Here is a 21,264-nt window from a genome sequence, read left to right on the forward strand (position 1 = left end):
CCGCTTCCCCAGTCCCCTCACACCCGTCCCCTTTCGTGCGTCAGCGCTGCGACTTCGGCAGCTCGTCCCAGACCTTGGGATCTTCCGATCCCAGGACCCAGGAGCAGAAGCCTTCCAGGCCGTATTCCTTCACCAGGGCATAGCGGTCGTGGAAGCTGCGGGCTTCCGGCATGAACACCCATTCCCGCATCTGGTCGCGGTAGAAGTAATAGAACGCCTCATGCTCCACCGGATCCCACTGGATCTGCGCGCCATACTGCTTGGCCTGCGGGATGGACTCGTCGGCGTCGAAGTAGGCGCCGGCGATGTTGGACGCCTCGGTCCCATCCGGCTTCACCGGGTTGTCGGTGTACCAGCGGTAGCCATAGAGCGGGATGCCCAGCGACAGCTTTTCCTTGGGAATGAACTGCAGGGCGTACTTCAGGTGCTCCATCACCCAGGGCATGCCGGCGACGGGGCCGGGCACGGTCCAGCGGGTGTGCTCGTCATAGGTCATCAGGCAGAACAGGTCGACGGCGTCGCCGATGGCCTTGTAGTCGAAGGCGCCGCGCCAGAATTCCCACATCCACTTGGAGAAGGGGCCGCGGCCGGCATGCCCCGGCGCGTTGGGCACCACGGCGATGGATAGCTTCAGGTCGGCGCCATGCAGGGCGGTCGCCGTCTGCTTGATCAGCAGGGTAAAGGCGTCGCGGTCGGTCCAGGCGATATTCTCGAAGTCGAACTGATAGCCGATCAGGCCGTGTTCCTTGGCCTGCTGCAACAGCGAGGCGATCATGGCCTTCTTGGCCGGCTCACTGGTGATCAGCTCATGGAACTTCTGCTTGTCCACCGGCGAGATGATGGGCATCACCGGCACCTTGTTCTCGTGGGCCAGCTTCAGCACATAGGGGTTGGGCTGCCCATACACCAGACCGTTCTGATCGACGCCGTACCAGGTGGGAACCAACAGGTCGATCTTGTCGATATGCTGCTCGAACGAGTTAATCGATTTCTGGGTTTCCATCATATAGAACAAGGCGGTAGGCGCCTTAGTCCCAGTGGCGGCCCCAGTGGCGGCCCAGGCGGTGGACGCGGACCCGGCGGCCACCAGCATAGACAGGCCGGCGGCCAGCGTTCCCAACAGTCGTTTCATGACATCTCCTTCAAGGCGGCCTTGACGCCGCTCACTGCATCTCGATGCGGTAGACGTAGGCGGCGATGGCGCCCGCCGGCCGCTGCGGCAGGGTCAGGTGCAGGCCATCGGCATCCTGGCGGAAGGTCAGCGTGCCGCCTCCGGTACCCAGCAGGGTCACGGCCTTCACCTTGTCCTCCGCCTTCAGGCTGTGGATCACGGCCTCCCCTTCCGCCGGCCAGCCAAGCTCGATGGCGTAGAGCGCCCCGCCCTTGGTGGTGAAACGGAAATCCTGGGCCGTGTAGGGCTTGGTCTTGGTTTCCTGGAAGGAGCCGCTGGCCACCTCGGTCGGGCCTTCGCCGAACTGTCGCCAGGGCCGGGTGCCGTAGATGGCCTCGCCATTCACCGTCAGCCAGCCGCCCATGGCCATCAGCGTGTCCTGCGCCCCTTGAGGAATGCTGCCATCGGCGCGCGGGCCGATGTTCAGCAACAGGTTGCCGTTCTTGGACACCACGTCGGCCAGCAGGTGGATCAGCGCCTGCGGCGATTTGTAGGTGTCGTTCTCGACGTAGCCCCAGCTGTCGTTGCTGATGGAGGTGCACGTCTGCCAGACGCGCGGCTGGATGCCCGGCAGCTGGCCACGCTCAATGTCCAGCACGCCGGCGCCTTCGGGGAAAGCGCCGATCTTGTAGTTGACGATGGCGGATCCGCCCAGCTTGGCCTGGCTGTTGTAATAATAGGCCAGGAACTTGGGCAACGTGCTTCGGAACGCCGGGTGGCTGATCCACCAGTCGAAGTAGATCAGGTCGGGGTGGTAGAGATCCACCAGCTCAGCCGACCGGGCCAGCCAGTCGCTGAGCCAGGCCTGCGATACCGGCGTGAAGTCGCCGAACACGTCGGCGTCGTCCGACCCCTTCTCCTTCACCCGCAGCTGGGCGGGTCCGTAGAAATCGGCGTAGCGTGGATCATTGACGTCTGAAGGGATCTTGCGCCCTTCGTCAAAGAACCAGTCATGCTCCGCCCGGTGGGACGACAGGCCAAGATGCAGGCCCTGGGCCCGCACCGCCCGCGCCAAGTCACCGATCAGGTCGCGCTTGGGCCCCATGCGCACCGCCGACCAGTCCGACAGCCTGGTGTCGTACATTGCGAAGCCGTCATGATGTTCCGCCACCGGCACCACGTACTGGGCACCGGCCGCCCGGAACAGGGCGGCCCAGGCGCGGGGATCGTACTTCTCCGCCTTGAACAGGGGGATGAAGTCCTTGTAGCCGAACTTGTCCTGGGGGCCGAAGGTCTTGATGTGGTGGTCGTATTCCTTGGTGCCCTTGGTGTACATGAGGCGCGAGTACCACTCGCTGCCAAAGGCGGGAACGGAATACAGGCCCCAGTGGATGAAGACACCGAACTTGGCGTCCGCGTACCATTGCGGCACCTGATAGGTCTTCAGCGAGGCCCAGTCCGGCCGGAACGGGCCCTGCCCATCCCCCTGCTCCACCTGCTTCAGCTCGGCGGCGACGTCGGACACATGCTTGGCGCCGCGCTTTTCCCATTGCAGATCGATTTGCGCCGGCGACAGGGTGTCGGCGGTGGGAGCGGTCGCCGGCGCTGATGGCTGCTTGGCCGCGAGAGCCGCCCCTGCCGGAACGGACAGCGCCGTCGCCAGCAGGCCGGCCCGGATCAGGCGCCCCCCGGTCAAGCGTGAAGAGCGGCGGATCATAGCTTGGCCTCCGGTTCGGACAGGTGAGTCGGTCGGCGGGCAGTGGCGCTGCCCCGCCGCAGGGGGCGGATCTGTCAACCGAGCTCCATTCTGCCAAATTTTTTCTTTAATTTAAAAAAGAATGGGCCGCCGCCAAAGCGCGAGGCGACGGCCCAGGGGAGGGAGACTTACATCTTGTAGGACATGCTGACGGAGTAAACGCTGCCGTTGCGGTAGTAACCGATCGGCGCGGCCTTCGTGCCGCTGTACGAGTAGTACAACTCGTCCAGCAGGTTGGTGGCATTCACCGTCGCCTGCAGGTTCTCCGTGATGCTGTAAGTGGCGGAGAAGTCCAGCTGCATGTACGAGTCGGTCATGTTGTTCGAGTTCAAGCGACCGATGCTGGTGAAGTAGGACGAACGCCACCCCAGGCTTACACGCGCCTGCAGCGGCCCCTGCTCATAATAGGGGATGAAGTTCACTGTGTGCCGCGACAGGTACGGCATGTTCAGGCCACTGGCCGTGTCGGCGATCGCATAAGTGTAGTTGGTCTGGACACCAAACCCATAGGCGATGTTCGTCTGATAAAGGGCAGAGAAGCCCTTAACATTCGCATCAGAGAAGTTCTGAGGCGTTGTGATCGAGTAATCATGAACCAGGCCGTCGCGCTGACTGACAAGCGGGACGTTATCCTTCGTGACGCTCACGATATACGACGAAATCTGGCGGAAGAAGAATTCGCCAGAAACCAATGAGTCCTTATTGAAGTACCACTCCGCGGAAACGTCGTAGTTGTTCGATTCGTACGGCTTCAGGTTGGGGTTGCCACCACTGCCGTTAAAGCTGGTGTCATCCTTCGAGAAGGCGCCGGCGTAGTCGGCGTAACGCGGACGGGCAATAACCTTGGCGGCGCCGAAACGAACCACCACATCGTCCGTGGCGTCATAAGCGACGTTGAAGGACGGCAGGAAGCGGCCATAACGGTTATTCGTGGTCACCGACTGATAGCTGTTGCCGTTGTCACTGGTGTTCCAGAACTTTATATCGTCGTCACTGTGCACATAGCGCACACCCAAATTACCGCGGTAATTGGTGCCGGCAAAGTTGGCCTGCACGTACGCATTCCCATTCTTCTCGGTCACCTTATATTCGGAACCGTAATCCCGATAGTAGGTGGTGTTCAGCCCATCCAGATAGTTAACCACCGCTTCTTTGCTGATGGTGGAGAAGTGGATGAGGTCGCCGCTCGCATTCAGGTCGTCGAACACGCTGCTCGGCACCGGCGACGCGCCCAGACTGGTCAGGGAAACCGCGCCATTGGACATGGTCCGGCTGCCGTAGGCGCGGACCGTGTTCAGGTGATCGGTGTATTTCACACCGGCCTGGACGCTGGTGATCGGACCCAAGTTGATATCATGGGTCACGTCCATCTGGCCGTAGGCCTCGGAGTCGGCATTCAGCTGAGCCGCGATACCGCCCGCTTGCCCGCCCGCAGCCCGGGTCGACAGCGCATTGCCGGACGCGGAGCCATTGGTGTAGGTGACGTTCGTGTTGGTGCCGTCATACGCAAAGCTGTACGGCGCCGACGAATAGAACGAGAGCAGGTATTCGGGGTCCTTGCCACCGAAGGCGCGGGTGTAGCCGACGTCGGTGTGGACCTTCCAATCCTTGGTCGGCGTCCAGGTGCCCGCCAAGTTCAGGCGAGCGGTCTGCACCGTGGTCTGGCGATAATTCGTGTCCAGTTCGGTGTAGGCGCCATTACCCAACGTCGCGTTGGTGATCAACCCGTCCTTCACCGTGGCAGTCTGGAACGCACTCTTGCTGCCAGCCGGGTAGATAAAGCGAGATTGGCTGAAGTTGTTATAGTCGCCATGAATGTAGATACCCGACAGATCAAAATCGAGGGTGTCGGTCGGCTGGTACTGAATGGCGGCCTGCACGCCCTCGCGTTCACGGGTCTGCTGGAAGTAGGCGGCGTTGATGCCAGCCGGGTACTTGGCGGAATTAATGTCGCCGCCCGTGACGGCCACATTCGGATTGGCCGCCGTGATGTCCTTGCCGCTGCCATAACCGAAGAATTCGATACCGGCGCGCGACAAGTCTTCCTTATCGTAAGTGCCGGCGACCATCACGCCGAAGTTGCTGGCGGCGTTCTTCCAGCTGTAGAGCAGCGACCCCCGCGGATTTCCTTGCTCAGACCGCGTGTTGTACGAATAACCGACCGAGCCGCGCAGGGTGTTGGCGTCCAGATCCAGCGGCTTGCGCGTGTGGATGATGACGGTACCACCCAAGCTGCCTTCGTCGATGCGGGCTTCCGTCGACTTGTACACCTCGGCCTGGTCGATGATTTCCGGCGACAGCAGGCTGTAGTTGAAGGTGCGGCTGTTCGGGTCGTTGGGGTTGCCGCCCCAGTCGGCCGAGGCGATGCTCTGGCCATCGACCAGGATGCGGTTCAGCGCCGGGTCCGTACCCAGGATGCTGATCTTCTCGCCTTCGCCGAACTGGTGATCGACACTGATGCCGGGTAGGTGCGACAGGGATTCCGCCACGTTGGTGTCGGGGAACTTGCCCACGCCCTCGGCCGAAATGACGTCGACGATAGCATTCGCCTCGCGCTTCACCTCGATGGAGCGCTCCAAACTCTTGCGGATACTTGTTACAACGATCTCTTGCAGATCGTCGTCAGCATTGGCATCCGCCGCGTACGCCTGGATGGATATGAACGATGTCGCCCCCACGCCCATCAGCATGGTGGTAACCAAGGCATACTTCTTAATTCCCATGATGTGGTTTCCCCTGCTGCGCTTTATTTTTCTGAGTTCTGCCGATGTCTTTGATTTCGATCCGATCCGTATCGGCATTACTGCGTCGGTGTTAACGGTAACCAAAGTGCCGCAGAGCCTCGCGCTCGTCAATTTTTTTTTAATTTGCTTTCATAATTCCTCTTTTGCCCTGATGATGAGACAAACGGGCGATGGCGGAAGTGAGGAGTACCAGCAGGATGCGGGCCGGCCGGCCCATCCCGTCCGGGAAGCGGTGACAACGCCCCCGACACTGATCTACCCACCCGTTCCATTCACGATCACGGACAAGGATGGCGCCCATGGCCCCTGTGAAACCGTCCCCTTCCCCGCATCAGAACCGCGCATCCATGGTCGTCATCGGGGTTCTGTTCTTCATCTTCGGCTTCGTCACCTGGCTGAACGGGCCGCTGATCACGTTCGTGAAACTGGCGTTCACGCTGGACGACGTGAACGCCTTCCTGATCCCCATGGTCTTCTACTTGTCCTACCTGTTCCTTTCCCTGCCTTCCTCCTGGGTGCTTCGGCGGACGGGCATGAAGAAGGGGATGGGGGCTGGGCTGTTCGTCATGGCCATCGGCGCAGCACTTTTCGGCGAATGCGCCACGATTCGGGTCTATCCCGGCGCGCTGGCCGGCCTGTTCGTCATCGGCGCCGGCCTGTCGCTGCTGCAGACGGCGGCCAATCCCTACATCAGCATCCTGGGGCCCATCGACAGCGCCGCCCAGCGCATCGCCGTCATGGGCATCTGCAACAAGGTGGCGGGCATGCTGGCGCCGGTGGCCATCGGCGCACTGGTGCTGAGCGGCATCGACACCCTGGACCAGCAGGTCAAGGCCGCCCCCACGCCGGAGGCGCGGGAGGCGCTGCTGTCGGCCTTCGCCGCCAAGATCCACCTGCCTTACCTCACCATGGCGGCGCTGCTGGCTCTGCTGGCCGTCTGGGTGGTTCGCTCCCCCCTGCCGGAAATCTCGGCCGAGTCCAATGCCGGCGGCGGCCAGTCGCGGGACAGGGACACCCCACCCCTGAGCCGCATTCCCCATCTATGGCTGGGCGTGCTGTGCCTGTTCCTTTACGTGGGGGTGGAGGTCATGGCCGGCGACGCCATCGGCACCTACGGCCATGGATTCGACCTGCCGCTGGATGAGACCAAGTTCTTCACCTCCTTCACCCTGGCCGCCATGCTGGCGGGCTATCTGGGCGGCCTGGTGCTGATTCCCCGCGTGCTGTCGCAGGAACGGTATCTGGCCCTGTCCGCGGCCCTGGGCGTGGTGCTGACCATCGCTGCCTATGCCACCCATGGCTACGCCTCCGTCGCCTGCGTGGCGGCGCTGGGCTTCGCCAACGCCATGATGTGGCCCGCCATCTTCCCGCTGGGCATCCGCGGCCTGGGCCGGCACACGGAGATCGGCTCCGCCTTCATGGTCATGGGCATCGCCGGCGGTGCCGTCCTGCCCCAGCTGTTCGTGCAGCTGAAGCAGCACTTTCCCTTCCAGGCCGTGTTCCTGGCGCTGATGGCGCCGGCCTATCTCTACATCCTGTTCTTCGCCCTCTATGGCCATCGCGTCGGCCGCAAGGCCGCCATCGCGGCTCCCTCCCTCGCCTGATCCTTATCGCTTCTTCTGAAAAAGCTCATGACATCCGATCGCTACTATCTGGGCGTCGATGGCGGCGGCACCAAATGCCGTGCCCGCCTGCGCGCCGCCGACGGCACGCTGCTGGGTGAAGGCCTGGGGGGTCCCGCCAACATCCGCCTTGGCCTTGACCGGGCCTGGGCCAGCATCATGGAGGCCATCCAGGCGGCCCTGGCACAGGCCGGCCTGGACGCCGCCGCCTTCCCTCGGCTGCACGTCGGCCTGGGTCTGGCCGGCATCGTCACGGCGGCGGACAGCGTCCGCACCCGCGCCGCAGCCCCCAGATTCGCCAGCGTTTCCGCCGAAACGGACGCCCACGCCGCCTGCCTCGGCGCCTTCTCCGGCCGGGACGGCGCCATCCTGATCGCCGGCACCGGCAGCGCCGGCTATGCCCTGATCAACGGCCAGGGCCACGCCGTGGGTGGCTGGGGTTTCGAGGTCTCCGACGAAGGCAGCGGCGCCAGCATCGGCCGCGAAGCCATCCGCGTCGCCCTGCGTGCTCACGACAGCCTGGCCCCGGAAACCGGCCTGACCCGGCAAATCCGGCAGCGGCTGGGCGGCTCGCCCGCCGCTATCGTCGCCTGGGTGAACGATGCCGGCCCCGCCGATTATGGCCGCCTGGCCCCGGATGTCCTGGCGCACGCCGCCAAGGGCGACGTGGTCGCCTGTACCATCATCGCCAAGGCCGCCAAGGAGTTGGAGACCTACATCCGTCACCTGCACGCCCTGGGCGCCCCGCACCTGTGCCTGATGGGCGGGCTGTCCGCCCCGCTGACCCCGTGGCTCAGCCCTTGGGCACGGTCGCTGCTGGCCGATCCCGAGGGCGATGCTCTGGAAGGGGCCTTGCTGATGGCCCGCCTAAACATCCCCTCCCCCATCGCCAAGAGCGCCCTGCCATGACCCTTGATAACCTGATGGCTGACACCCTGATGGCCCCTCTTATGGCCAGCGAGGCCGCCGAAACCCCGGATGCCCTGCGGCGGCAGATCGATCGTTGCGCGCCCCTGTTCCAGGATCTGGGTGAGCGCCTGCGCCGCCTGGCGCCACGCTTCGTCGTGACCGGCGCCCGGGGCAGCAGCGACCACGCCGCGACCTACGGCAAGTACCTGGTTGAAACCCAGCTGGGCCTGCCCGTGGCCTCCATCGGTCCGTCGGTGGTATCGTTGTACCAGACGCCGCTGCACCTGAAGGACGGACTTTACATCGCGGTGTCACAATCGGGTCGCAGCCCGGACCTGTTACGCCTGACGGAAACGGCCAAGGCCGGCGGCGCCTTGACCGTGGCCTTCGTGAATGACGAGACCTCGCCCCTGTTCCAGATGGTGGACGTGGCCATCCCGCTGTGCGCTGGCCCGGAAAAGAGCGTCGCGGCGACCAAGTCCTATCTGACCTCGCTGTTCGCCTTCCTGCAGATGGTGGCGCATTGGAAGGCGGATCCGGCCCTGCTGGCCACGGTCGCCGACGCCCCCGGCTGGTTGGAAAAGGCCATGGCGCTGGATTGGTACCCCGGCCTATCGCACCTGGCGACCGTCCGGGGTCTCTACATCATCGGCCGGGGGCTGGGTGCCGCCGCCGCCCAGGAAATGGCCCTGAAGTGCAAGGAGACCAGCCGCCTGCATGCCGACGCCTTCAGCGCGGCCGAGGTCATCCACGGCCCCCTGGCCCTGGTGGGTCCGGACTTCCCCGTCCTGGCGCTGACGCAGGATGACGCAACCCTGGCGCCCACCAGCGATGCCATCCGCCGCATGGTCGGCCTGGGCGCCACCGTGCTGTCCACGGCGGGCGACATTCCGGGCGTGGTGGCGCTGCCCGCGGTGGCCGGCGTGCCGGCGGAACTGGCCCCGCTGACGGCGGTGCAAAGCTTTTACATGGGCATCCACCGCATCGCCGCCGACCGGGGCCTGAACCCCGACGTTCCCCCCAACCTGGCCAAGGTGACGGAGACGGTCTGACATGCGCCAACTTCTGACGGGGGCCCGGCTGTTCACGGGCGACGTGCTGCTGGATGACCACGCGCTGCTGCTGGCGGGGGCCGAAATCCTGGACATCGTGCCGGCCGTCGCCAGTGTGGCGGGCGCGGCCCGGGTGCCCCTGCCCGAGGGCAGCCTGCTCGCCCCGGGCTTCATCGACACCCAGGTCAATGGCGGCGGCGGCGTGCTGTTCAACGACACGCCCACCGCGGCCGGCGCGCTGACCATCGCCGCCGCCCACCGGCGGTTCGGCACCACGGCGCTGCTGCCCACCGTCATCACCGACGACCTGAACATCATGATGGCAGCGGCGGAAGCCGCCGCCGAGGCGGCTGCCGTACCCGGCGGCGGCATCATCGGCGTTCATCTGGAAGGCCCGTTCCTGAACCCGGAACGCCGGGGCGTGCACAAGGCGGCCCACATCCGCCGACCCAACGGCATCGACCTGGACCGGCTGTCCGCCCTGCCCCGCCACTTCGGCGACCTGGGCCGCGTGGTGCTGACCCTGGCGCCGGAACAGGTGAACGACGGCGACATCGCGCGGCTGGTGCGCGCCGGGATCGTGCTGGCCGGGGGGCACTCCGCCGCCAGCCATGAACGCACACAAGCAGCCTTGCGCGCCGGCCTGCGCGGTTTCACCCACCTGTTCAACGCCATGCCGCCCATCAGCAACCGGACGCCGGGCATCGCCCTGGCGGCCATGACCGCCAAGGACGCCTGGTGCGGCCTGATCGTCGATGGCGTGCATGTGCATCCCGACCTGCTGGCGCTTGCCCTGGCCGCCAAGCCCCGCGGCAAGATGATGCTGGTCACGGACGCCATGCCGCCCACCGGCACCGACGCAACCACCTTCACGCTGTATGGTGAGCGCATCCACCGGCGTGATGGGCGGCTGGTGACCGACGACGGGGTGCTGGCCGGCGCCGACATCGACATGGCGCAGGCGGTGCGCAACGCCGTGCGCCTACTGGGCGTGGAACTGGAGGAGGCGTTGCGCATGGCGTCGCTTTACCCCGCCCGCTTCCTGGGCATGGACGGGCGACTGGGGCAATTGGCCGCCGGTTTCCAAGCCGACCTGGTGCTGCTGGACGCGCAGCAGCGGGTCCTAGGCACCTGGGTCGCCGGCCAGCGGGACGGCGCGAATGCTCCCGCCTGAGCGATCGGGGATCCGGACAGGAGCATTATATTTTATATGCTATCCTACTGTACAAATGTGCAATAAACTTTCTTCGCCCGACCGCAATTGCGTCATTGTGTCTCTGACAGCGGTGTCTCATCATCGGGTGGAATAAAGAAATTAATTTGAAAAAGGGAACCCGGCCGCATGCAGCCGCCCCTCCTCCCCCACCAGACCGAGCTTCATCCTGCGCTGGGGGCCAGCCTTTCCGGCACGAATCTGGAGCGCGCCGGCGACCATAACCAGCGGGTCATGCTGCAGGCCATTCGCGTCAGCGGTCCCCTGACCCGGGCAGACTTGGGGCGAATCACCGGCCTCACGCCACCGGCCATCGCCAATATCACCCGACGCCTGCTGAACGAAAGTCTCATTCTCGAGGTCGGCCGATTGCAGGGCACACGCGGGCAGCCCGCCATGCGCCTGGCCATCAATCCGGACGGTTGTTTCGCCATTGGGGTCAATGTCGACCGTGACCATGTGACCCTGGTGGTCCTGGACCTGCTGGGCCAGGTGCGGCACCGCGCCGTGCTGGAGGTGGACTTCCCCCTGCCCGACGCCGTCGCCGCCTTTTTCAAGTCGCAGGTGGAGGAATTGGTGGAAAGCCAGGCCTTTCCCCGCAACCGCCTCATCGGCATTGGCGTGGCGCTACCCGATGATCTGGGCCGGGTGAACCTGCCAAACCGGCCGAAGAGCTTTGAGGCGTGGAGCACGACGGACATCCCCGGCCTGTTCACCGCCACCCTGCCCCTGCCGGTGTTCATCGAAAACGACGCGGCGGCGGCGGCCTTGGGGGAACTGCAGTTCGGCTACGGCCTGCGCGACCTGAGTTTTTTCTACGTGCTGATCAACCAGGGCCTGGGCGGCGGAATCGTCATCGACGGGCAGTACTTCAGGGGGGCCCAGGGCCGTAGCGGCGAATTGGGTTTTCTGCCCATCACCTCCCCCCGTACGCCGGCACGGACGTTGGAGGAGGCGGTGTCACTCTCGGCCCTGTGCGCCTATCTGGCCGCCCGGGGCCGCGCCGTCACGCGGCCGGAACAGCTGCTGGATCTCGACACCGTGGGCCAGCAGCTACTGAACGATTGGCTGGACCTGGCCGCCGAGTTGCTGACCACACCCATTGTGGCAGTCAGTTGCCTGGTGAACCCAGAGGCGGTGTTCTTCGGCGGCCGCCTGCCGGCCCCGCTGATCGACCGCCTGGCCCAGATGATCAATGACCGCCTGTGGGCGCACTCAGGCGCCATCCCCGTCATCGTTCCCGTCCGCCGCGCGGCCACGGCCGTTGACGCGCCGGCGGTGGGGGCGGCCTTGTTGCCCTTCAATGACCGTCTGCTGCCATCCCGGACCACTCTCATGAAAACGGCAGCCGACTGACTGTATTAATTATTTCATTTTGCCTTTTTAATGGGTATGGTTTGTTTAGGGAGACATCCGAAGGCCTCGAGCAAGGGAGGGGGCCCGGACAGCGCACCATTCCCCCATCCGTTACCAGACGGCCTGCGAGAGGGCTTACGCATGATTCAAATCGGGGTCGATTTCGGCGGCACGAAGATCGAGGCCGCCGCCCTGGATCTCAACGGCCGCTTCCTGTCGCGGCTGCGCGAACCCAATCCGGGCAGCTATGACGCCGCCATCGCCACCATCTGCCGTCTGATCCAAAAGGTGGAGGCGCAGGCGGGCACGCAGGGCACCGTGGGGATCGGCGTCCCAGGCTCGATTTCCCCCCAGACCGGCCTCATGCGCAACGCCAATTCGGTTTGGCTGAACGGTCGCGTCTTTCACAGCGATGTCGCCGCCGCCCTGGGCCGTGAGGTCAGGGTCGCCAATGACGCCAACTGCCTGGCCCTGTCCGAGGCCGTGGACGGCGCCGCCGCCGGCGCGCGCATCGCCTTCGCCGTCATCCTCGGCACCGGCTGCGGCAGCGGCCTCGTGATCGATGGCCGTCTGATCGAGGGCGCCAATGGACTGGCCGGGGAATTGGGCCATATCTCCTTGCCTTGGCCCAAGGCGGATGAGGTGCCGGCGCCCGACTGCTGGTGCGGCAACAAGGGCTGCCTGGAAACCTGGGTGTCCGGCACCGGCTTGAGCCGGGAGTTCCGGGCGGTCACCGGCCGCAAGTTGGATGCCGAAACCATCATCCAGAGCATGCGCCGCAACGAGCCGGATGCCGTCGCCGCCTTTGATCGCTTCATCGACCGGCTAGGCCGCGGCCTGGCCGTGGTCAGCAACATCGTCGATCCGGACGTCTTCGTCTTCGGCGGTGGCCTGTCTAACGTCACCGAAATCTACGACCGGCTGGCCGGCGCCATCCGGCCCTATCTCTTCACCGATGTCTGGGAAGCGAAACTGGTCCCGGCCCGGTGGGGTGATTCCTCCGGCGTGCGCGGCGCCGCCCGACTGTGGGAACGCACGCTGTAATGCTGCCCCCTCGGCTCTGGGCCGCGGTGGTCATGGCCGCCATGGCCGCTGCCGTGTCACCCATCGCAGAGGCCGCATCTCCCCTGGACTTGTCGGCGGCTGTGGTCGTGGCCCCTGGGGTCGAGGGACCGGAGGCCGCCGCCATCGACATGCTGGTGGATGAGGTCCGCAAGCGTACCGGCATTGCCTTGTCCCAGGTGCCAGTGGCACCCGACACGCCGGCGCGCATCGTCATCACGCATGCGGTTGGTAAACCGGAAGGCTATCGCCTCACGACCCGACAGCAGGGACAGCGGATCGTGCTGACGATCGCCGGCAACGATAGCCGGGGCGTGCTGTTTGGCATCGGGCACCTGCTGCGCACCCTGTCGATGACCCCGGGCCACATCGTCCTGGACCAACCGCTGAACCTGTCCACCAGCCCGAACCAACCGGTACGCGGCCACCAGATCGGCTACCGCTACAAGAACAACACCTATGACGCCTGGACGCTGCCGCAATTCGAGCAGCAGATCCGCGACCTGGCGGTGTTCGGCGCCAACGCCGTCCAGCTGATCGCCCCGGCGTCGGACGACGCGCCCAGCAGCCCTCTGTTCCCCGCGCCGGCCCTGGAAACCACCCTGGGCATCGCCCGTCTGCTGGACAAGTACGGCCTGGATTGCGACCTGTTTTACCCGGAAATGCGCCAGGACTATGCAGATCCGGCCACGGTGGCGGCGGAGCTGGCGGCGTTCGAGGATCTGGTGCGGCGCTTCCCCCACCTGCACGCCGTCTACGTCCCGGGCGGCGACCCGGGCCATACGCCACCGGACCTGCTATTCCCCCTGCTGGAGCGGCAGGCGCGGATCCTGCGGCGGTATCACCCCGGGGCCCAGCTGTGGGTATCGGGCCAGGGATTTGACGAGGCGCACTACGAAGCCTTCTACCGCCTGCTGGCGCGGCGCCCCGCCTGGCTGACCGGGGTGTTTTTCGGCCCGCAGTCGCGCGATCCGTTGCCCGTGCAGCGCGGCCGCATTCCCCGGCGCTATCCCATCCAGTTTTATCCTGACATCGGCCACACCCTGCACGCCCAGTTCCCCGTGCCGCACTGGGATTCGGCCTTCGCCCTGCTGGAGGGGCGGGAGCCCATCAACCCCCGCCCCCGGGATGAAACCCTCATCTTCCGCCACTTCGCCAGCCTGACGGCCGGGTTCGTGACCTATTCGGAAGGGGTGAACGACGATGTCAACAAGGTGCTGTGGACGCGCCTGGGCTGGAACGCCGCCACCCCGCCGGAAGAGACGCTGCGCGACTACGCCCACTATTCCCTGGGCGGGGCGGAAGGAGACCAACTGGCCGCCCTGATTCTGGCGCTGGAGCGCAACTGGTCAGGCCCCATCAAGGACAACAGCGGTATCGCCGCCACGCTGCAGGGCTTCCAGGGCCTGAAGGAACGTTCCGGCCTGAAGGACAACTGGCGCTTCGAGTCCCTGCTCTACCGTGCCACCTACGATGCTTACGCCCAGGCGCGGGCCCGGGCGGAGGCGCGGCGCGAGGCCAAGGCCCTGGACGCCCTGGCCCAGGCACCCGCCCGGGACAGCCGCGACGCCATGGCGGCGGCGACCGCCGCCCTCGCCCAACCTGACGATGCCGAAACCGGCCGGCTGCGCGACCAGCTGTTCGACCTGGCCGGCCGCCTTTACGCGCATGTGGGATTGCAGTTGAGCGTTCCCCGCTACGGCGCCTCGGGCGTCGAGCGGGGCGCCAACCTGGACCGGGTGGACACCAGCCTGAACGACCGTGTCTGGTTGACACGGCGCTTCGCGGACATCGCCGAACTGCCGGATGAGATGACGCGCCAGGCGCGCCTGGCCGAGATCGTCACCTGGCGGCACCCGGTACCGGGCAGCCTGTACGATGACCTGGGGAACCCGGAGCAAGAGCCGCACCTGGTGCGGGGCAAGGCCTACGGCCAGGATCCGGAACTGTACGACAGCGCCATCGACGGCATCGCCGACCGGACCCCGGATGACGGCTGGCGCCTGTCCTGGATCACCTATGCCGAGACGCTGTATGAGCGCCCCATCCACCTGCGGTACCAGCGGCTGGATCCCAAGCGCCATTACACCCTGCGCGTCACCTATGCGGGCGAGGATTACGCCCTGCCCATGCGCCTGACGGCCAACGGTGGCATCGAGATCCATGCGGCCCTGCCCAGGCCGGCGAACCCGGCGACCCTGGATTTCGACATTCCCCAACAGGCCACCCGCAACGGCCGGCTGGACCTGGAATGGACGCGGCCCCCAGGCCTGGGCGGCAGCGGACGGGGACACCAGGTGGCCGAGGCCTGGCTGATCCCCCGGCCCTGAGGCCGTCAGCGGATCACGACACCCAGCTCGGCGAAGGCCACCTGGCCCTCGCCCCCCGCGGCCCGGGTGATTTCCAACCGCAGGAAGCGGCCGATGCGCACCTCGGGGAACATCACGCGCTGCTCACCCGTGTTGGCGGCGATGTTGGCGAACTCCCCCGCCACCACCGGCCCCCAGGTCTTGCCATCGGCGCTGACCTGGAAGCGGTAGTCGCCCGGCGCGCCCACCCCCGGGGGACGCTGGCCCGCCGGCAGCAGGGTGACACCCTTCAGCGGGCGTATGGCCCCCAAATCCACCACGACCTCATGCGGCAAGCCCCGCCCGCCGGTGACCCACAGGCTGCCGAGGTCGTCATCGATGATCGCCTCGGCCCCCGGCGCCGTGGCCGACACCACTCGCCAGTCCGCCTTGGACACGTCGAACCGGCGCATGGCGACGCCGCTGCTGGCACCAGTGCGCGGCAGGTGGCAGATGGCCTGGACGATACCGCCATCCGGCAAGGGGAAGGGATCCTGGTAAAGGGGGGAGCGTAGGCTCGGAACCTCGCCATCGGTGGTGTAGTGCAGGATGGCGCCCGGGATGTCGCTGGACAGCGCGACCAGGCCCCGGCGGTCGCGGCGGATGCCCGGTTCCTCCACCAGGTCGGGCAGGTGGAACAGCGCCACCTCGCGGATGGCCGGGCAAGCGTCCGCGTCCAGGATGCGCAGGCGCAGCCGGGTGGTGCTGACCGGCGCGGGCAGGCGCACCAGGCGCTGGCTGCCGATGGCGGTGTAGCGGGCGAGTTCCGCCCAGTTGCCCTGCCCGTCGTCCCAAACTTCCAGCGTGAAGGCGCCGATCCGCTGGCCCAGCGGCAAATATTCGCGCAGGCGCACGACGTTGAAGGTGCGCGCCTGGGGCCATTCCAGTGTCAGGTCGGCGGCGTGGGCGGTATCCGGCGGCGCCCAATAGCTGTCCGCCCGCCCATCCAGGACGTTGCCGGGGTCAAAACCGGGCCCGCGTACGGCATTCGCCTGGACCACGGCCCCTTGGGCCAGGTCCGTGCCGAAGGTGGCGCGCAGCAGATCGCCCCAGCCTTTCAGCACGCTGGCGTCATGGTCCGGAATGCGGCCGCGCCGGTCCGGCGGCAGGTTCAGGATCAGGTTGGCGCCCCGGCCGACGGACTCGAAATAGATCCGTGTCAGGCGCCCCACCGACTTCACGTCGGCATCCTCGCGCGCATGCCAGAACCAGCCGGGCCGCAGGGAAACGTCCACCTCCGCCGGGCGCCAGTGCGTCCCGCCGCGCACGCCATGCTCCCCAATCTCCTGTGTGTAGGGGGTATCGCCCACCGTGGCGCGGCAGGGGTCGCCGGCATACCCTTCCTCATTGCCAACCCAGCGCGCATCGGCGCCCCAAGGCCCATGGGCGTCGCGGCCCCAATTGCCCCAGATGACGGCGTCCGGCTGGTATTGCCGCACCAGGGCCCAGGTGTTGGTCCAGTCGTAATAGCTTTCGGCGTCGATGGAGCGCTTTTCCCGCGCCCCGCCGTAATAGCCGTCGCCCCCGTTGGCGCCATCGAACCACATCTCGAACAGGGGGCCGTAGCCTGTCAGCAGCTCACGCAGCTGATTGTGATAATAGGTGATGTAGGCGGGCCGGCCATACTCCGCGTGGTTGCGATCCCAGGGGGAAAGGTAGAGGCCAAACCGCAGGCCGGCCCGGCGGCAGGCGGCCGCCATCTCCCCCACGATGTCGCCCTGCCCGTTCTTGTAGGGGCTGTTGCGGATGCAGTGCTCGGTATGCCGCGTGGGCCAGAGGCAGAAGCCGTCGTGGTGCTTGGCGGTCAGGATCAGGCCCGTCAAGCCCGCCGCCTTGGCGGCCCCGGCGATCTGGTCGGCGCTGAAGTCCGTGGGGTTGAACAGGGCTGGCGATTCATCGCCATAGCCCCATTCCCGATCCGTGAAGGTGTTGATGCTGAAATGGACGAAGGCGTAGGCCGCCATTTCATGCCAGGCCAACTGCCGTGCCGTCGGCACCGCCCCCCAGGGTTGCGGCGCCGGCACCTGCCCCGCCGAGGCGCCCACCAGGGACAGCGCGCTGGAGGCGGCACCGGTCGCCAGGACGGCACGGCGCGACGGCAGGAACGGGCGGGACATCGGCAGGCTCCCCGGTATGGCTTATCATTAATGAAACTGAATTAAATTAATGATGCCATGCTTGCGGAAGCGTTTAAAGACCTAAACCCGCGTGGCGGTGAAGGACGGCGGCCGATCCTCCGCCGCGGCACCAAAGCGTGGGTTGGGCCTGGATCCCATGGTGAAGACCAGGCGGCCGCCCTGCACCAAGTCGGCATGCCGGATCCATGTCCGGGTATAGGGCTTGCCCTGCCAGGCGACCGACTGAATGTAGGGGCTGTCCGGGCCGTTGCCGATGGCCTCGATGGTCAGGGTCCGCCCCTCCCCCACCGTCACGTCCACCCGGTCGAACAGAGGGGAGCCGAAGACGTAGATTGGGGTAACCGGATCGACGGCGTACAGGCCCAAGGCACTCATCAGGTACCAGGCGCTCATCTGGCCGCAATCCTCATTTCCGGCCAGGCCGTCGGGATCCGCCCGGTACATGGTCTTCAGCAGGCTGCGCACACGCGCCTGGGCCTTATGGTGGGCGCCGGTGTAGGCGTAGAGATAGGCGATGTGGTGGCTGGGCTCATTGCCATGGGCGTATTGGCCCACCAGGCCGGCGATGTCGGGGGGGGCGTCGTCCGGCAGCTCGGAACTGGTGGTGAACAGCTCATCCAGCTTGGCCTCGAACGCCGCCGGGCCGCCGAACATCTCCATATAGCCGTAGATGTCATGCTGGTTCAGGAAGGTGGCCTGCCAGGCATTGCTTTCCGTGAAGTCGCGCCACTTGCGGCTATGGCCCATGCCGCGCGGGTCGAAGGGCTGGGCCCAGCTTCCGTCGGTAAAGCGCGGGCGCATGAAGGTCACGTCGCGGTCGAACAGGTTGCGGTAATTCAGGGAGCGTCGGCGCAGCGCGTTGGCGTCGTCCGCCGCCCCGACGGCATCGCCCAGGCGGGCGATGGCCCAGTCGTCATAGGCATACTCCAGTGTCTTGCTGACCGCCTCTTCCACCGTGTCGCTGGGGATGTAGCCCAGGCGCCGGTATTCCGGCAGACCGCTGGTCTGGGCCTGGAAGGCCTGCTTGCGGAAAACGGGCCAGGCCGCCTTGTAGTCGACGCCGGGTATGTTCTTGGCCGCCGCCTCGGCCACCACCACCGCCGAATGCCAGCCGATCATGCAGCCTGTCTCGGTACCCTGCAGAGGCCATACGGGCGGACCAGCGGGGCTTTCCTCCGCCATGCGCACCAGCCCACCGACGATGTCGCCCACACGGCCGGGCGGCTGGGCCAGGGTGAACAGCGGATGCAAGGCGCGATAGGTGTCCCATAGGGAATATGTGGAGTAGTTGTTGGCCCCCGCCGGCAACTGGCGCACCGTGCTGTCCATGGCGCGATAGCGGCCGTCCACGTCGCTGAACAGCGTGGGCGCCAGCAGGGCGTGGTAGAGGGCGGTGTAGAAGATCTTGATGTCGGCGGCGTCACCGCCCTTGGTGATGGCCAGCCGGCCCAGTTCCGCCTCCCACGCCGCGGCCGCCGCCGCGCGCACACCGTCGAAATCCCAGCCCGGAATTTCCGTGTCCAGGTTGCGCAGGGCGCCGTCGATGTCCACAGCCGACAGCCCCACCTTGACCAGCAGAGGGCCGCTGTGGGCGTCGGGCAGGTCCAGCACGCACTTCAGCGCCGCCCCTTCGACATCCTGCGCGCCCTCAGGCATGGCGTGGTCGTTGCTGTAGAACCACGCGCCGGCGAAGGGGCGCGACAGCTTCATCGCGAAGTAGATGACCCGCCCCTGCCCCCATTGATGGACATGACGGCCGCCCACCAGCGTGTCCTTGCCCACCAGGCGTAGCGAGGCGCCCGTAATACGGGTGACGGAGCCGGCAGGGTCCTGGAAGCCGTGGGCGAGGTCGATCAGCAGGTGGGCGCCGGCCGTGTCAGGGAAGTGGTAACGGTGCAGGCCGGCCCGCGCCGTGGCCGTCAACTCCGCTTCGATGCCGCTGTCCTTCAGCCGCACGCGGTAGTAACCGGGCGCCGCCTGTTCGTCCGCATGGTCGAAGCGGGCGCGGTATCCTTCATCCGGGCTTTCCAGCGTCCCGGGGTCCAGGCGGACGGGGCCGACCCGGGGCACCACCAGCACGTCCAGCATGTCGCCCACGCCGGTGCCGCTGAGATGGGTGTGGGAAAAGCCCAGAAGGCTGCGATCCTGGATATGATAGCCGGAGCAGGCGTCCCAACCGGCGGTGTTGGTGTCGGGGCTCAGCTGCACCATGCCGAAGGGCACGGTGGCGCCGGGGTAGGTGTGACCATGGCCGCCAGTGCCGATGAAGGGGTCGACGTGGCGGCAAAAGCCCCCGCCGGCTTTCGGCCCCGTGCCGGCGACCGCGGTGCCGACACCGCCCGCCAGCGGCACCAGGGCCGCGGCGGCCACACCGCCCAGCAGGTCACGCCGTGTCATCATGGGAAGGCCCTCCATCATCATCGCTGGCTCAGGTCAAAGGCTGGCGCAGCAGCGCCGGCTTGCGCGCCATCAGGTCCAGGATCAGTTCGCCGAACAGGCTGTTGGCCCAGGCAAACCAGGGTCGGGTGAAATGGCTGGGATCGTCCTGGCCGAAGGCTTCGTGCATGAAGCCGGTACCGGCATGCGTGCCCTTCAGCCACACCAGGCACTGGCGGATTTCCGCGTCGTTGTCGCTGGTCAGGGCGCGCACGATCAGGGACATGGGCCAGATCATGCCCAACCCTACATGCGGCCCGCCGACACCCTCCGCCGCGCGGCCCCGGAAGAAATAGGGGTTGCGGCCACTCAACACCCGTTGCCGGGTACGCCGGTACAGCGGGTCCCCGGCGTCACAGCAGCCGAGATAGGGCAGGCTGAGAAGGCTGGGCACGTTGGCGTCGTCCAGGAACAGGGCGTTGCCGAAACCGTCGACCTCATAGGCCCAGACCTCCTGGCCCTCTCCATCCGCGATGCGGCCGTTCCGCGTCAGCGCCACCGCCACGGTGTCCGCAAGGCTGTGGCAGGCGTTGGCGAGGGCGATGTCGCCATGGATGGCCTGCGCCATGTCGGCGAGCTGGCGCAGGCTGGCCACGGCGAACAGGTTGGCAGGGACGAGGAAGGGCAGCACGCAGGCGTCATCCGACGGCCGGAACATGGAATGGATCAGCCCGACCTTGGCCGTGGGGGCGCCGTAGCCGTCCAGCGGCAGCGTGTCGCTGGGCGTTTCGCTGGTGCGCTGGAAGCGGTAGGGCCCGGGGCCGTCCAGCCGCTGCTGCTCACGGAAGGTGCGCACCACCTGGGCCATGGCCTGGCGCCAGGCGGCGTCGAAGGGGACGGTGTCACCCGTCGCCCGCCAATAGCCGTGGGACAGGCGGATGACGTGGCACAGGCTGTCCACCTCCCACTTCCGCTCAGCCACCCCGGGCTTCATCTCCGTCATGTCCTCCTTGGCCCAGCTCAAGGGCGTGGTGGCATCGGCGTCTCGGCTGAAGGCGTTGGCGTAGGGGTCGATCAGGATGCAGCGCGCCTGGCGGCGGATCAGCCCCTGGTAGAGGTGGCGCAGGGCCGCGTCCCGCCGCGCCAGCGGCAGATAGGGCCAAACCTGGGCGGAACTGTCGCGCAGCCACAGGCAGGGGATGTCGCCGGTGATGACGAAGGCGTCAGGGCCACCGTCCAGGGATCCTAAGGATACCGTGGTGTCCAGGGTGTTGGGATAGCAGTTCTGGAACAGCCAGTAGAGTTCCGGGTCGGCGATGGCGGCGCGGGCATCCCGTATCACCGCCTCCACCGCCGGGCTCATGCAGCCCCGGGCGGCGGGTGCGGGGCGCCGGCCAGCCAGGGTGGGCGCGGCGGCGGCACGAAGCGGGCCCGACAGGCCCATACCCACGCCGGCCACGGCCATAGTCAGCACATCTCGGCGATTAGGCATCCACAACCCATGTCCAGGGCCCGTGATGGGAATGGGCCGGTTCCGCCGGCCTCATCCCCGCAGAATAGGGAAAGGCCCTGGTGAC

Annotated in this window: 13 protein-coding genes; 7 read left to right on the forward strand and 6 right to left on the reverse strand. The window is 66.5% G+C overall.

The window, feature by feature from the left end; all coding sequences use genetic code 11:
• Nucleotides 1-40 precede the first annotated feature (40 nt).
• The 3 genes from FBZ87_RS17795 to FBZ87_RS17805 form a co-directional block, all read right to left on the reverse strand.
• The gene (locus tag FBZ87_RS17795; protein ID WP_145611827.1) at nucleotides 41-1,132 is read right to left on the reverse strand and encodes a glycosyl hydrolase family 18 protein; all 1,092 of its coding nucleotides are present in this window, start codon (nucleotides 1,130-1,132) and stop codon (nucleotides 41-43) included.
• Between the two features lie 31 nt (nucleotides 1,133-1,163).
• Nucleotides 1,164-2,828, reverse strand: a complete 1,665-nt coding sequence (locus FBZ87_RS17800; RefSeq protein WP_145611829.1) for an alpha-L-fucosidase — start codon at nucleotides 2,826-2,828, stop codon at nucleotides 1,164-1,166.
• 167 nt (nucleotides 2,829-2,995) lie between these two features.
• Nucleotides 2,996-5,590 carry a TonB-dependent receptor gene (locus FBZ87_RS17805; protein WP_246134466.1) on the reverse strand — a complete coding sequence of 865 codons (2,595 nt, stop codon included), beginning with the start codon at nucleotides 5,588-5,590 and terminating at the stop codon, nucleotides 2,996-2,998.
• A gap of 320 nt (nucleotides 5,591-5,910) precedes the next feature.
• Here FBZ87_RS17805 and FBZ87_RS17810 point away from each other — a divergent pair, with 320 nt between their 5' ends.
• The 7 genes from FBZ87_RS17810 (at nucleotide 5,911) to FBZ87_RS17840 (ending at nucleotide 15,155) form a co-directional block, all read left to right on the forward strand.
• Nucleotides 5,911-7,215 carry a sugar MFS transporter gene (locus tag FBZ87_RS17810; protein WP_145611832.1) on the forward strand — a complete coding sequence of 435 codons (1,305 nt, stop codon included), beginning with the start codon at nucleotides 5,911-5,913 and terminating at the stop codon, nucleotides 7,213-7,215.
• Between the two features lie 27 nt (nucleotides 7,216-7,242).
• Nucleotides 7,243-8,142 carry a glucosamine kinase nucleotide-binding domain-containing protein gene (locus FBZ87_RS17815; RefSeq protein WP_145611834.1) on the forward strand — a complete coding sequence of 300 codons (900 nt, stop codon included), beginning with the start codon at nucleotides 7,243-7,245 and terminating at the stop codon, nucleotides 8,140-8,142.
• The gene (locus tag FBZ87_RS17820; RefSeq protein ID WP_145611836.1) at nucleotides 8,139-9,194 is read left to right on the forward strand and encodes an SIS domain-containing protein; all 1,056 of its coding nucleotides are present in this window, start codon (nucleotides 8,139-8,141) and stop codon (nucleotides 9,192-9,194) included. The genes FBZ87_RS17815 and FBZ87_RS17820 overlap by 4 nt, the downstream gene beginning before the upstream one ends.
• Nucleotide 9,195: 1 nt before the next feature.
• Nucleotides 9,196-10,368, forward strand: coding sequence for an N-acetylglucosamine-6-phosphate deacetylase (nagA, locus tag FBZ87_RS17825; protein ID WP_145611838.1), 1,173 nt, complete (start codon nucleotides 9,196-9,198; stop codon nucleotides 10,366-10,368).
• A 168-nt stretch (nucleotides 10,369-10,536) separates the two neighbouring features.
• On the forward strand, nucleotides 10,537-11,763 hold the full coding sequence (locus tag FBZ87_RS17830; protein ID WP_145611840.1) for an ROK family transcriptional regulator: 1,227 nt from the start codon (nucleotides 10,537-10,539) through the stop codon (nucleotides 11,761-11,763).
• A gap of 141 nt (nucleotides 11,764-11,904) precedes the next feature.
• Nucleotides 11,905-12,807: an ROK family protein gene (locus FBZ87_RS17835; RefSeq protein ID WP_145611841.1), complete on the forward strand. Its 903-nt coding sequence runs from the start codon at nucleotides 11,905-11,907 to the stop codon at nucleotides 12,805-12,807.
• Entirely contained in the window at nucleotides 12,807-15,155 is a 2,349-nt protein-coding gene (locus FBZ87_RS17840; protein ID WP_211106981.1) for a hypothetical protein, read from the forward strand. Before FBZ87_RS17835 ends, FBZ87_RS17840 begins: the two co-directional genes overlap by 1 nt.
• Nucleotides 15,156-15,160: 5 nt before the next feature.
• On the opposite strand, the gene FBZ87_RS17845 is transcribed toward FBZ87_RS17840, so the two are convergent.
• From FBZ87_RS17845 to FBZ87_RS17855, 3 genes are all read right to left on the reverse strand, one after another.
• Nucleotides 15,161-17,290 (reverse strand): alpha-L-fucosidase, encoded by a 2,130-nt coding sequence (locus tag FBZ87_RS17845; RefSeq protein WP_246134467.1) that lies wholly within the window; start codon nucleotides 17,288-17,290, stop codon nucleotides 15,161-15,163.
• An 81-nt stretch (nucleotides 17,291-17,371) separates the two neighbouring features.
• Nucleotides 17,372-19,711, reverse strand: coding sequence for a GH92 family glycosyl hydrolase (locus tag FBZ87_RS17850; RefSeq protein WP_145611845.1), 2,340 nt, complete (start codon nucleotides 19,709-19,711; stop codon nucleotides 17,372-17,374).
• Between the two features lie 28 nt (nucleotides 19,712-19,739).
• Nucleotides 19,740-21,179, reverse strand: a complete 1,440-nt coding sequence (locus FBZ87_RS17855; RefSeq protein WP_186454829.1) for a glycoside hydrolase family 125 protein — start codon at nucleotides 21,177-21,179, stop codon at nucleotides 19,740-19,742.
• Nucleotides 21,180-21,264 lie beyond the last annotated feature (85 nt).

It is taken from the genome of Nitrospirillum amazonense (assembly GCF_007828035.1).
Lineage (GTDB): Bacteria > Pseudomonadota > Alphaproteobacteria > Azospirillales > Azospirillaceae > Nitrospirillum > Nitrospirillum amazonense.

Excerpts from the sequence above, each read along its gene's own strand:
- FBZ87_RS17795 (WP_145611827.1), bottom strand. The coding sequence starts at position 1,132 with ATGAAACGACTGTTGGGAACGCTGGCCGCCGGCCTGTCTATGCTGGTG.
- FBZ87_RS17800 (WP_145611829.1), bottom strand. The coding sequence starts at position 2,828 with ATGATCCGCCGCTCTTCACGCTTGACCGGGGGGCGCCTGATCCGGGCC.
- FBZ87_RS17805 (WP_246134466.1), bottom strand. The coding sequence starts at position 5,590 with ATGGGAATTAAGAAGTATGCCTTGGTTACCACCATGCTGATGGGCGTG.
- FBZ87_RS17810 (WP_145611832.1), top strand. The coding sequence starts at position 5,911 with ATGGCCCCTGTGAAACCGTCCCCTTCCCCGCATCAGAACCGCGCATCC.
- FBZ87_RS17815 (WP_145611834.1), top strand. The coding sequence starts at position 7,243 with ATGACATCCGATCGCTACTATCTGGGCGTCGATGGCGGCGGCACCAAA.
- FBZ87_RS17820 (WP_145611836.1), top strand. The coding sequence starts at position 8,139 with ATGACCCTTGATAACCTGATGGCTGACACCCTGATGGCCCCTCTTATG.
- nagA (WP_145611838.1), top strand. The coding sequence starts at position 9,196 with ATGCGCCAACTTCTGACGGGGGCCCGGCTGTTCACGGGCGACGTGCTG.
- FBZ87_RS17830 (WP_145611840.1), top strand. The coding sequence starts at position 10,537 with ATGCAGCCGCCCCTCCTCCCCCACCAGACCGAGCTTCATCCTGCGCTG.
- FBZ87_RS17835 (WP_145611841.1), top strand. The coding sequence starts at position 11,905 with ATGATTCAAATCGGGGTCGATTTCGGCGGCACGAAGATCGAGGCCGCC.
- FBZ87_RS17840 (WP_211106981.1), top strand. The coding sequence starts at position 12,807 with ATGCTGCCCCCTCGGCTCTGGGCCGCGGTGGTCATGGCCGCCATGGCC.
- FBZ87_RS17845 (WP_246134467.1), bottom strand. The coding sequence starts at position 17,290 with ATGTCCCGCCCGTTCCTGCCGTCGCGCCGTGCCGTCCTGGCGACCGGT.
- FBZ87_RS17850 (WP_145611845.1), bottom strand. The coding sequence starts at position 19,711 with ATGATGACACGGCGTGACCTGCTGGGCGGTGTGGCCGCCGCGGCCCTG.
- FBZ87_RS17855 (WP_186454829.1), bottom strand. The coding sequence starts at position 21,179 with ATGCCTAATCGCCGAGATGTGCTGACTATGGCCGTGGCCGGCGTGGGT.